General features: G+C 45.0%; 11 protein-coding genes. 3 read left to right on the forward strand and 8 right to left on the reverse strand.

What is annotated here, in order from left to right:
* Positions 1-260: 260 nt before the first annotated feature.
* The 8 genes from CGZ90_RS10495 to dnaA form a co-directional block, all read right to left on the reverse strand.
* Positions 261-692, reverse strand: a complete 432-nt coding sequence (locus CGZ90_RS10495) for an SRPBCC family protein (RefSeq protein ID WP_094252467.1) — start codon at positions 690-692, stop codon at positions 261-263.
* Positions 693-878: 186 nt separating this feature from the next.
* Positions 879-3,410 carry a DNA gyrase subunit A gene (gene gyrA, locus CGZ90_RS10500; RefSeq protein ID WP_094252468.1) on the reverse strand — a complete coding sequence of 844 codons (2,532 nt, stop codon included), beginning with the start codon at positions 3,408-3,410 and terminating at the stop codon, positions 879-881.
* Positions 3,411-3,556: 146 nt separating this feature from the next.
* Positions 3,557-5,482: a DNA topoisomerase (ATP-hydrolyzing) subunit B gene (gyrB, locus tag CGZ90_RS10505; RefSeq protein WP_094253107.1), complete on the reverse strand. Its 1,926-nt coding sequence runs from the start codon at positions 5,480-5,482 to the stop codon at positions 3,557-3,559.
* Between the two features lie 37 nt (positions 5,483-5,519).
* Positions 5,520-5,789: an extracellular matrix regulator RemB gene (remB, locus tag CGZ90_RS10510; RefSeq protein ID WP_094252469.1), complete on the reverse strand. Its 270-nt coding sequence runs from the start codon at positions 5,787-5,789 to the stop codon at positions 5,520-5,522.
* Between the two features lie 11 nt (positions 5,790-5,800).
* On the reverse strand, positions 5,801-6,922 hold the full coding sequence (recF, locus tag CGZ90_RS10515; protein ID WP_094252470.1) for a DNA replication/repair protein RecF: 1,122 nt from the start codon (positions 6,920-6,922) through the stop codon (positions 5,801-5,803).
* A 15-nt stretch (positions 6,923-6,937) separates the two neighbouring features.
* Positions 6,938-7,150 (reverse strand): S4 domain-containing protein YaaA, encoded by a 213-nt coding sequence (gene yaaA, locus CGZ90_RS10520; protein WP_094252471.1) that lies wholly within the window; start codon positions 7,148-7,150, stop codon positions 6,938-6,940.
* Between the two features lie 419 nt (positions 7,151-7,569).
* Positions 7,570-8,712: a DNA polymerase III subunit beta gene (gene dnaN, locus CGZ90_RS10525; RefSeq protein ID WP_094252472.1), complete on the reverse strand. Its 1,143-nt coding sequence runs from the start codon at positions 8,710-8,712 to the stop codon at positions 7,570-7,572.
* A 172-nt stretch (positions 8,713-8,884) separates the two neighbouring features.
* On the reverse strand, positions 8,885-10,240 hold the full coding sequence (gene dnaA, locus CGZ90_RS10530; protein ID WP_094252473.1) for a chromosomal replication initiator protein DnaA: 1,356 nt from the start codon (positions 10,238-10,240) through the stop codon (positions 8,885-8,887).
* A 1,022-nt stretch (positions 10,241-11,262) separates the two neighbouring features.
* Between dnaA and rpmH the strand changes: the two genes are divergently transcribed.
* The 3 genes from rpmH to yidD all read left to right on the forward strand — a co-directional run bounded on the left by rpmH (position 11,263) and on the right by yidD (position 12,186).
* Entirely contained in the window at positions 11,263-11,397 is a 135-nt protein-coding gene (gene rpmH / locus CGZ90_RS10535; protein ID WP_007201576.1) for a 50S ribosomal protein L34, read from the forward strand.
* A gap of 202 nt (positions 11,398-11,599) precedes the next feature.
* On the forward strand, positions 11,600-11,959 hold the full coding sequence (gene rnpA, locus CGZ90_RS10540) for a ribonuclease P protein component (protein ID WP_094252474.1): 360 nt from the start codon (positions 11,600-11,602) through the stop codon (positions 11,957-11,959).
* Complete coding sequence (gene yidD, locus CGZ90_RS10545; RefSeq protein ID WP_094252475.1) at positions 11,956-12,186, forward strand: membrane protein insertion efficiency factor YidD; 231 nt, start codon at positions 11,956-11,958, stop codon at positions 12,184-12,186. Before rnpA ends, yidD begins: the two co-directional genes overlap by 4 nt.
* The last annotated feature ends 17 nt before the right edge of the window (positions 12,187-12,203 follow it).

Below are 12,203 nucleotides of genomic sequence, written 5' to 3' on the forward strand. Positions count from 1 at the left end.
AAAGAACTTTTTCGTGCGTCGCTCGTTTTGGCGACTTTATTAGGTTAACATTTTTGAAACTCGATGTCAACACTTTTTATTTTGATGCGACGCTTGCTGACTCGGTGTCTCGAAGCGACAAGAAATAATATACCATGTATATTTCAAGAGCACAACCCTTTTTATAAAAAAACTACTAAATACTTTAATTACTGTTTATTAACCAGAAAGAGCCTTACAAAAAGGGTTTAGCTTTCTCCTTATTACTGCAGAATAAGAGGCTATCTTTCCGCTATTTTTTTAATCTTAAACAGCAGACTATCTATAACATTATTAGAATGGTTATATCCTTCTTCACTCGCATAGCCTTTTTGTGTCCATGTCAATTTAGTCAGGTTACGATTTAATTCACTTAATTCATATGTAACGACTGAATAATTATCAGGCTTATCTTCAACACCAGAAAAGCTGCTCCAATACGTATATCTGATCTTTTCTTCTATAAGATTAGTAAGAACTGTACCCTTATCTTGATATTCCTTTCCTTCATATTCTCCTTCGAATAGAATATCGCTGCCTTCTTTCCAATCCGTTGTAATTTCAGTTCCAAAAAGGTACTCCTTGATCTTCTCAGGTTCGGTCAGTGCTTCCCACACCTTTAATGCTGCTGCGTTAATATCAATAGATCGTGAAACAATCAGGTCACTTCTCATCTTATTATTCCCTCCTCAATGTAGGTTTTCAGTATTTATTTCTTTCATTCTCTTCTATTATCCTTTTAGTTGATTCGTTCTTACTTGTAGAATCGCAGAAAAATCATGAAAACAACATATACAGATATAAGAAAAGCTGCCCCGATAGACCATATATGATCTATTGAAGCAGCTTCTATTTGATATTTATTCTTCAGTTGAACCTTCATCATCAGCTTCAATTTCAGCTGTTGCTTCGTTCTCTGCCACATCTTCAGCAGATTCTAGCGGTTCTACTGCTGGTTCTTCTTCATCTTTTTCTACAACAGCAACCGTTGCGACCTGGCTGCCTTCGTTTACGTTCATAAGCTTCACGCCCTGCGTGTTTCGCCCTGTCTGTGAAATGCTGGCGATATCCATACGGATAATGATGCCATTGGATGTGATGATCATCAAATCAAGCTCAGGCACTACTGTCTTTAATGAGACAACCGCACCATTCTTTTCTGTGATGTTACACGTCTTGATCCCTTTACCGCCGCGTGTCTGCAGACGATAATCCGCCATCGGTGTACGTTTTCCGTACCCCTTCTTCGTGACAATCAAGATATCGTGTGACTCGTCGAGCACTTCCATGCCGACAACGACGTCATCCTCACCTAATGTTACAGCTTTTACGCCAGCCGCAGAACGTCCCATCGAACGGACATCCGTCTCATGGTATCGGATCGCCATACCTTTGCTTGTTCCTACGATGATTTCCTTCGTTCCGTCTGTCAGCCTTACACCCATCAGCTCGTCTTCTTCACGAAGCGTGATAGCGAACAGGCCGCCTTTGCGGATGTTTGAGAACGCAGACAGCGGAGATCGTTTTGTGATTCCGAGTCTCGTCATAAAGTTCAGGAAGATTGTATCATCGTTCAAATCTTCAACTGGGATAACAGCCGAGATTGTCTCACCTTGCTCGATCTGCAGCAGGTTGATGATCGGGATTCCTTTCGCTGTACGTCCGTATTCTGGAATCTCGTATCCTTTCAGACGGTACACCTTTCCTTTGTTCGTGAAGAAAAGGATGTAATTGTGAGAATTCGTTGTGAACAGATGCTCGACGAAATCATCTTCACCTGTTCCCATGCCTTGAATTCCTTTACCGCCTCGTTTTTGAGAACGGTATGTGGAGATAGGCAGGCGCTTGATGTAGCCTTTGTTCGTCAATGTGATGACGATGTTCGTACGCGGAATCAAATCTTCGTCTTCGATAGAGTTGAAACCGACTGAGATAACTGTACGGCGTTCATCTGCGAATTTTTCCTTGATCTCGCCAAGTTCTGTGCGGATGATTTCAAGAATTTTTTCTTCATCAGCCAAAATCGCTTTGAGTTCAGCGATAAGAGCAACAAGTTCGTTGTATTCGTTCTCGATCTTGTCGCGCTCAAGTCCTGTAAGACGCTGCAGGCGCATTTCGAGAATCGCTTGAGACTGCTCGTAGCTCAGTTCGAATTTTTCCATCAATCCATCACGTGCGATGTCTGTTGTGCGTGATGCACGGATGAGGCTGATAACTTCATCCAGATGGTCTAGTGCAATACGCAATCCTTCGAGGATATGCGCGCGTGCCTCAGCTTTTCTTAGATCAAATTCTGTACGGCGGCGGATGATGACTTGCTGATGCTTCAAGTAATGATAAAGCATCTCTTTAATATTCAGTACTTTCGGCTGGCCGTCGACAAGAGCGAGCATGTTAATACCGAAGCTTGTCTGAAGAGCAGTCTGTTTATATAAATTGTTTAAAATAACGTTAGCGTTGGCGTCACGGCGGACTTCCATCACAATGCGCATACCATTGCGGTCTGATTCGTCGCGAAGATCAGTGATACCGTCGATTTTCTTGTCGCGCACAAGCTCAGCGATTTTCTCGATCAAACGCGCTTTGTTTACCTGATACGGAAGTTCTGTCACTAGGATCACAGATTTTCCGTTCGCCATTTCTTCGATCTCCGCTTTTGCACGGATAATGATGGAGCCGCGGCCAGTTGTATAGGCTTTGCGGATTCCTTCACGGCCAAGAATTTCACCGGCTGTCGGGAAGTCAGGTCCAGGAATGTATTCCATGAGTTCAGGAACGGTAATATCAGGGTTGTGGCTGAGCGCCAGCAGTCCGTCAATTGTTTCGCCAAGATGATGAGGCGGAATATTTGTTGCCATCCCTACAGCGATACCTGCCGCACCGTTTACGAGCAGGTTAGGGAACCTTGCTGGCAGCACGACCGGTTCTCTTTCAGAGCCGTCATAGTTATCTTTGTAAGAGATGGTGTCCTTATTGATGTCGCGGACGATCTCCATCGCGATCTTGGACATACGCGCTTCTGTATAACGCATCGCTGCAGCAGCGTCGCCGTCAACAGATCCGAAGTTTCCGTGTCCGTCGATCAGCATGTGGCGATAGTTGAAGTCCTGTGCCATACGAACCATCGTGTCGTAAACAGCAGAGTCACCGTGCGGATGGTACTTACCGATAACTTCACCGACGATACGTGCTGATTTCTTGTACGCCTTGTCCGCTGTCATGCCTAAGTCGTTCATCGCATAAAGAATCCTGCGGTGAACGGGCTTCAGTCCGTCGCGCACATCAGGAAGCGCGCGGCTGACGATAACGCTCATCGCGTAGTCCATGAAGGATGTCTTCATTTCTGCGCTGATATTAATTTCTTTAACCCGTGAACGTTCCATTTCACTCATAGGTCTATAACCTCCATACCCTCTTATAAACAGCTTAAGTGCCGCCGCGCCATTATAATCGCGGTCGAATAATCACCGCGTGAATGGGGATGGGGCACTTGCTGCAAATTTTTTATAAACGAAAACTCTGCGATCGTTTTCGGTAATTAAATGTCTAGGTTCTTAACGTATTGTGCGTTTTCTTGAATGAAATCACGGCGCGGTTCTACTTTATCGCCCATGAGAACATCAAATGTTTCATCCGCTTCCATTGCATCCTTCATCTCAACCTGAAGCAATGTTCTTGTTTCAGGATCCATAGTCGTTTCCCATAGCTGAGAAGGATTCATCTCTCCAAGACCCTTATAGCGCTGCAGCTGAGGCTTCGGATTCTGCGGAAGCTCCCCAAGCATTCTTTCGAGCTCTTTGTCATTGTAAGCGTAGTCGACATGCTTGCCGCTCTGCACTTTATAAAGAGGCGGCTGAGCGATGTAAATATAGCCATGCTCAATGATCGGTCTCATGTAACGGTAGAAGAACGTGAGTAGCAGCGTACGGATATGCGCTCCATCGACGTCGGCATCTGTCATGATGATGATCTTATGATAACGGGCTTTAGAAATATCGAAATCTTCTCCAATCCCTGTACCAAGTGCCGTGATGATGGCACGTACCTCGTTATTGGAAAGAATCTTGTCCAAACGCGCTTTTTCTACGTTGATGATCTTACCGCGCAGCGGCAGGATCGCTTGGAAGTGACGGTCACGGCCTTGTTTCGCCGATCCGCCGGCAGAGTCACCCTCAACCACGTAAAGCTCTGAAATGCTCGCATCTTTCGAAGAGCAGTCCGCCAGCTTTCCTGGAAGAGATGAAACTTCAAGGGCACTTTTACGGCGTGTCAGCTCACGAGCCTTCTTCGCCGCGATACGTGCACGGAGAGCCATGCTTCCTTTATCAACAATCTTTCTCGCCACAACCGGATTTTCGAGCATAAAGCTCGTAAACGTTTCAGCAAAAATAGATTCCGTAATCGTACGGGCTTCGGAGTTTCCAAGCTTCGTTTTCGTCTGTCCTTCAAACTGCGGATCCGGGTGCTTGATGGAAATAATGGCTGTAAGACCTTCACGCACATCATCACCTGTCAGATTCGTGTCGTTGTCTTTGAACAGATTGTTTTTACGGCCATAATCGTTGATCACACGCGTCAAGGCTGTCTTAAAGCCTGATTCGTGCGTGCCGCCTTCATGTGTGTTGATATTATTAGCGAACGAGTAAATGTTGCTCGTATAGCTGTCATTGTACTGAAGGGCGATCTCGATGGAGATGCCGTCCTTTTCACCCTCTACGAAAATAGGCTCTTCATGGATCGGCTCGCGTGAACGGTTGATATGCTCAACGTACGATTTGATCCCGCCTTCATAGTGGTACTCCTTCTCAACCCGCTCCTCGCCGCGAAGGTCTCTTGCAATGATTTTGAGGCCGCGGTTCAAGTACGCGAGCTCACGGATACGGTTGGAAAGCGTAGGGAAGTCATATTCAACTGTTTCAGTAAAAATTTCAGTGTCCGGCACGAAATGCGTCTTCGTTCCCGTCTTTTCCGTTTCGCCGATCACTTCAAGATCCGCCGCAGGCACACCGCGGTGGAACTGCTGATAGTGAATTTTCCCTTCACGTGATACGGTCACTTCTAACATAGAAGATAACGCGTTAACAACTGACGCACCAACACCGTGCAGACCGCCGGAAACCTTGTATCCGCCGCCGCCGAATTTACCTCCGGCGTGGAGGACGGTCATGATGACCTCTAGAGCCGGGCGCCCCATCTTCTCGTGCATCCCGACAGGAATTCCGCGTCCGTTGTCTTCTACAGTGATGCTGTTATCTTTTTCAACTGTGATCGAGATCGTATCGCAGTATCCAGCGAGCGCTTCATCGATGGAGTTATCGACAATCTCCCAAACAAGGTGGTGCAAGCCCTTCACGTTCGTAGAGCCGATGTACATCCCTGGACGTTTTCGTACAGCTTCCAGGCCTTCTAATACCTGTATATTACTTTCATCATACTGCTGTTCTAACTGCTGTTCAGTCGTCATTTTTCCTTCACCTTCATTCCGGTTTAAAAACATTTCTTTATTTTAAAGACCAGCTTTGTCCTAAAAAACCTTTATCCTCCGCTCTTTTTTTCAATGTCGCGGCCGACAGAGGAGAAAGATAGATTTGCCTGTCTGTGATTACCACTGACTTTGGCTGAGCATCGCACAGGCTGGTCAGGCTTTTCTTTTCCTGCTGCAGAGAGAGGAACCCTTTAGCAAGGGCAGATGCGGTAAACGATGCATAATCCATAATTGCGAGAATCTCTTTTGATGGAATCACTTCATCTTCTCCTAAATGAATGAGCACGTTTTGCCTCCTTAATCCAGCCGTTTAATTTCTCCTTGATGCACTTCGAATGACGCTGCTTTTTCAAGTGTCTCATGATGGATTCCTTCAACGCTTGTCGTCGTAACGAACGTTTGCACCTTATCCTGAATCGAGTTCAGCAAGTGAGACTGGCGGTAATCGTCCAGCTCTGAGAGGACATCGTCGAGAAGGAGTACAGGGTACTCACCCACCTCAGAGTAAATAAGTTCAATTTCAGCCAGTTTCAGCGATAAGGCAGTCGTGCGCTGCTGTCCTTGAGAGCCGTAAGTCTGCACGTCTTTTCCGTTCACCTCAAAAAGCAGATCATCCCGGTGCGGACCGAACATGGAAGTCCCCCGGTCAATCTCTCTGTCTTTTATTTTATCAAATTTTCTCATGAATGCTTCTATCATTTTCGTCAAATCTTCGGTCTCGCATACGTCCACAGCGGGTTTATAGAGAATTTTCAAGTCCTCTTTTCCTCGCGATATCCCCTTATGCAGAGGCTCTGCCCATTTTTGCAGCCGATCCATATAAGCGAACCGCTTCAATGTGATCCTTGCTGCTTTTTCGATCATCTGCTCAGTCAGTATATCAAGCATGACCATCTGCTCCGGCTTCTGCCTTCGCTGCATGTCTCGCAGCAGGGAGTTTCGCTGTGCAAGAATTTTCTGGTACTGCGACAAGTCATGCAGATAAACAGCGTTCACCTGGCCAATTTCCATGTCGATGAACCGGCGTCTCACCTGCGGACTTCCTTTTACGAGATTAAGATCTTCTGGCGCAAACATGACCACGTTGAAATTGCCGACATAATCTGTCAGGCGCTGCTGTTCTATGCGGTTCACTCTCGCTTTTTTCCCTTTTTGCGAAATAACGAGACTCAGATCAGTTGTTCTGTTCTTTTTTTGAATGCTACCTTCTATTTTAGCATACTCTTCGTCCCACATAATTAATTCTTTATCACGCGGTGTCCTGTGCGATTTGGCGAACGCCAGAACGTAGATGGACTCCATCACATTTGTCTTGCCCTGGGCGTTCTCTCCAAGAAACACGTTCACCTTGTTTTCGAATGAAAGGGAAAGAGAACGGTAATTACGGTATTGTTTTATCGTTAAGTCCTCAATATGCAAAGGGCTTTCCCCCTGTTACCTGCTTACAGTAAATTTGCCTAGCTTCGGAACGGCAACTGTATCGCCTACATACAGCTTTCTCCCTCTGCGTGTTTCGTGTTCTCCATTTACGAAAACCTCGTGTTCAGCTAAATACCATTTTACCATTCCCCCCGATTCAATCGCATCGGTGATTTTCAAAAGCTGCTGCAGCGTGATGTATTCAGTCTTAATCGGCACATTCGGCATGCTTAATTCCTCCTTTTGTATTCTATCAGCAGTATATCCAAACCTTCTGTATGTTAAGAAAAACCCGTAGTTATCTATCAAAAAGATTGTTGCTTTGAAAGGGCTAGTTTTGTAAAAAGTGAAGTTATCGCTGAGTTGTAAGTTAATCTTCAACGCCTATTCTATGTCAAAATGGTTCGGCTGATTTTACAATCACTTAATCATCTTTGAATACTTCATAGCTACAGTTGATTGTAGTGTAAGGCGCCGACTCCTGCGGGACGAGCGGTCAGGTGAGACCCTTTAAGGCGCAAAGCGGCAAAGGGGCTCACCGCCCGCCCCGCGGAAAGCGTGCGCCTGAAACGCAGATCAACCTCTACTCTGAATTCTATAAAAGTTAGTCTTTAAAAAAGAAAAACCGCCGGAAAACCGGCAGTCTATTAATATGTGCGCACTGGCAGGATCAATTGTTTAATGGACTGCTCACCCATCGGCTTCAACAGGAACGGGCGCATCGCTCCAGTAAACAGCACCTTCACTTCAGCACAATCCATCGCTTTTAGCGCTTCCATCATATATTTCGCGTTGAAAGAAATTTTCAGCTCTTCGCCTTCCATTTCCTCGGCAATGACGTGTTCGAACACCTTTCCGATCTCAGGCGAGTTCGATGATACCTCAACTGTCTGATTCCCGATCGTCGCAAACTTAACGACATTGTTTCTTCCCTCTCTCGCAAGCAAAGACGCACGGTCGATCGCTTGAAGGAAATCCTTCGTTTTAATGACGATCTCTGTTTTTGAATCGGACGGAATCAGCTTAGAAGTGTCCGGATAGTTGCCGTCAAGCAGTCTTGAGAAAAATAGAATGTTTTTTGCTTTAAACAGGACTTGATTGCTCGTTACAACGATCTGCAAGTTCTCATCGTTGTCATCAATGATTTTAGAAAGCTCGTTCAAGCTCTTTCCTGGTATAACCACGTTTGAAAAAGAAATCTCTTCTGATCCCGTTTCAACCGGAATTTGGCGTTCAGCCAGTCTGTGGCTATCTGTTGCAGTACAGGTCAACAGTCCATCTTCAAGTCTCATGTTCACCCCAGTTAATATAGGGCGTGTTTCTGAGGTGGACACCGCAAAGACAGTTTGGCGGATGACGGTTTTGAACAGATCACCCTGCATTTCGAAAACATGATTTTCTTCGACCTGCGGAAGACGCGGATATTCTTCTGGATCGAGACCAAGAAGGCTGAACTCGGAAGATCCAGAGCGCAGCGTGGTTTCGAAACGTTCTCCTATTTCAATCTCTACTGTGTCGTTCGGCAGTTTTTTCACGATTTCAGAAAAGTATCGAGCTGGAAGCACAACACTTCCTTCATTGTCGATCTCGATATGTACTGTTTCGTTCTCTTCAACTGGAATAAGGCGTTCGATGGAGATATCTGAATCGCTTCCTGTAAGCGTCATGCCGTCTGAATCCACTGACATTTTAATACCTGTAAGAATCGGGATTGTTGTTCTTGAAGAAACTGCCTTCATAACATCTTGAACACCTTGAATGAGCTGGTCCAGATTTATCTTAACTTTCATGCGTAAAAACCTCCCTGATATCATAATTAATTTTTTTAAAAAATCGTCGTAGTAGTAATAGGCGCTGTGAATTTGTGGATAAGTCTATTTTAAAAGCAATTACAGCCTATCCACATGTGGACAGACTGTGTATAAGCAATAAGCAGTTATGCACATTATAAACAGCTAAATTCTAATGAGATTTTAGCTGATCATGTATTTCTTGTACTTTTTTCTGCAGCTGATAGTCGGAAATGAGCAAGTTGGAGATTTTTTCATGAGCATGAAGGACCGTTGTATGATCTCTTCCGCCAAATTCCTCTCCAATTTTCGGCAAAGAGTTATCAGTCAGCTCTCTTGCCAGATACATAGCGATCTGACGCGGGAATGCGACGGACTTAGTTCTCTTTTTAGCCGTGAAATCCTCAAGCTTCACATTGTAATGCTTGCCGACTGCTTCCTGTATATGATGAATCGTCAGCATTCGCGGCTTTGCAGAAGGAATGATGTCTTTCAAAGCTTCTGCTGCCAGATCCGCGTTCATGTCCTGGTTGATAAGCGAAGAATACGCCACAACTCGGATAAGCGCACCTTCAAGCTCACGGATGTTCGTGTCGATCTGGTTCGCGATATACAGCATCACTTCATTCGGAATATCAAGACCTTCCGCTTTCGCCTTCTTACGCAGAATGGCAATCCGAGTTTCTAGATCAGGCGGCGTGATGTCAGTGATCAAGCCCCATTCGAAGCGGGAACGCAGACGGTCTTCAAGAGTCGGAATCTCCTTTGGCGGACGGTCACTCGAAATGACGATCTGCTTACTTTCTTCGTGAAGTGCGTTAAATGTATGGAAAAATTCTTCCTGAGTTTGTTCTTTTCCAGCAAGGAACTGAATATCATCAATCAAAAGCACGTCCACGCTGCGAAATTTGTTGCGGAATTCAACGGTTTTGTTGTCCCGGATCGAGTTGATGAACTCATTCGTGAACTTTTCGGATGAAAGATAAACAACCTTCGCGCTCGGGTTGTGGTCGACAACGTAATGGCCGATCGCATGCATCAAGTGAGTCTTTCCGAGTCCGACTCCCCCATAAATAAACAGCGGATTGTACGCTTTTGCCGGAGCTTCTGCTACTGCAAGCGACGCGGCATGAGCAAAACGGTTCCCGGATCCAATGACAAAACGGTCAAATGTATATTTCGGGTTAAGCATGCTCTGTGAAACCTCTTCATGAGGCTCAGGTGTATTTTTTGGAGCTTTTTTTAATGCCAGCTCCAGCGTTAAATCTTCCTCGATCTGGTTCTGAGGAATGATGAATTTAACATCCAGTGCAGCACCGGTAACGTCCTTCAATGTTTCCGAAATCAAATTCGAATAACGGGATTCAAGCCAGTCACGCGCAAAATCATTCGGTGCGGTAACGACCAGCGTATCATTTTGAAGGGCATGTGCTGTTGTTGACTTCAGCCAAGTCTCAAAGCTCGGTTTGCTGACCTTTTTTTCTATGGCAGCGAGCGCCTTGGACCACAAGTCACTGATATTTTCCACTACTTGTCCCTCCCCTATATTCCAAGCACCTTTTTCAGCGGAGTTCACGTCGTATAACACTTGTACAACGGCCTGCATATGCATGAATAAAAATAAAATCCACAGCCTGTGTGAATGAATCAGTTAATATAGTAGAATACCGGTATTTCACAAGTTATTAAGTTCTTGTGGACAAGCATATTAACAGTGATTTAAAACTGTCCACAACCTTATCCACACGCTGTGGATAAAAGGTGATTCCGGATTCGTTATCAACGAGTTAAAACACAACAAGCATAACAAAAAAACATAATGGTGGCAATGGGTTTTTTACGCTTATCCACAACCTCCATACCTTGTGCAAAACACTTGTCCACAACACTAGATTTTGTGTAAAAGTTGTCGACTTAGCGTGTGGATAATGAAAAACGTGTCGAAAAAATATCCACAGGCGAAAAATGACGTTCAAAAAACAAACTGGGGATAAGCTCTGTGCAAAGAGAAAAAGAGGACTTCATCAGCCTGGATAAAATGTTTCTAAAAAAGCAGAGGAAAAACTAAAAGAGGCCTTGATGTGGAAGAAGAACGAACAGAACTTTGCATTTCTTCATGCAAAGTTCCGCTGGCGGAACTTTGATTGTCTTGAGGGATCCACCTTACGCTGAAGTTGAAGCTACTGGAGATAAAAGAATGTCTTCTTTTGACCAGCAGCATCGTTCATATCTTTTAATGACTCTTTAACACATTCGCTTAAATCATCTTGAATCCATCATTGATAAAGTTGATCGCAGTGAAAGGCGCCGACTCCTGCGGGACGAGCGGGAAGGTGAGACACTCAATGACGCGTAGCGGCGAGTGGCTCACCGCCCGCCCCGCGGAAAGCGTGCGCCTGAAACGCAGATCAACTACTTCTCTGAATTCTTAAGGTTGCAGTTGTAAAAAAAAGAGGAACTAAAAAGGGGTCCTTGACAAAACAGGGGTACTGTCTTTATACTTATTTAGACTGTCTTTTAGAGATTTATCCTCAGGGAGGTGTTCTATAAATGAAACCAACATTTCAACCTAACAACCGTAAGCGTAAGAAGGTTCATGGTTTCCGCGCGCGCATGGCTACAAAGAACGGACGTAAAGTTCTAGCTCGCCGCCGTCAAAAAGGAAGAAAAGTTTTATCTGCATAGGCCGCTGATCTCAGTGGTCTTTTTTGCTTTTTAAAAAGATTCCGGCCAAACAGCAGAAAAACGCTGCCAGTGTAACGGTCTGGCGGGTCTTACAAAAAAGCTTGGCATATGCCAAGTTTTACTTTTTTGTATTTTACCCATAATGAAGAGGATGGTAATTCCTTTAAAATAAAGCCGTTGCAAGCAATGGAGTGTTCAATTAATGAAAAAGCAGCAGCGAATTAAGAAAAATGACGAATTTCAGGAAGTCTTTAAAAAAGGAAAATCAACGGCGAACCGCCAATTTGTTATATATGTGCTGAAAAGAGAAGGGCAGAGCGAATTTCGTGTAGGCTTGTCTGTCAGCAAGAAAGTTGGAAACGCCGTCACCCGCAACCGTATTAAGCGGATGATCAAGGAAATGCTTTTGAAACATAAGGATCAGATCCATCAGGGTGCTGATTATGTGATTATCGCCCGGATGCCGGCAGCTGACATGGACTTTCATGAAATTGAAAAGAGCCTGCAGCATGTTATGGGAAGGGCAAGAGTTATCAGACAGTCAAAGGAGAGGAGAAAATGAAAACAGTGATGATCGGATTCATCCGGTTTTATCAGCGTTTCATTTCTCCGTTAACTCCGCCAACATGCCGATTTTACCCGACTTGTTCTCATTACGGACTTGAAGCTTACCGGCGTTTTGGCGCGGTCAAGGGAACTTGGCTGACGTTTCGCCGTATACTTAAGTGCCATCCGTTCCATCCGGGCGGAGTGGACCCTGTCCCGGAGAAGAAGAAACATAGCAACTGATAAGAGATAGGCTTAAG

Source organism: Fictibacillus aquaticus (assembly GCF_002245695.1).
Lineage (GTDB): Bacteria > Bacillota > Bacilli > Bacillales > Fictibacillaceae > Fictibacillus > Fictibacillus aquaticus.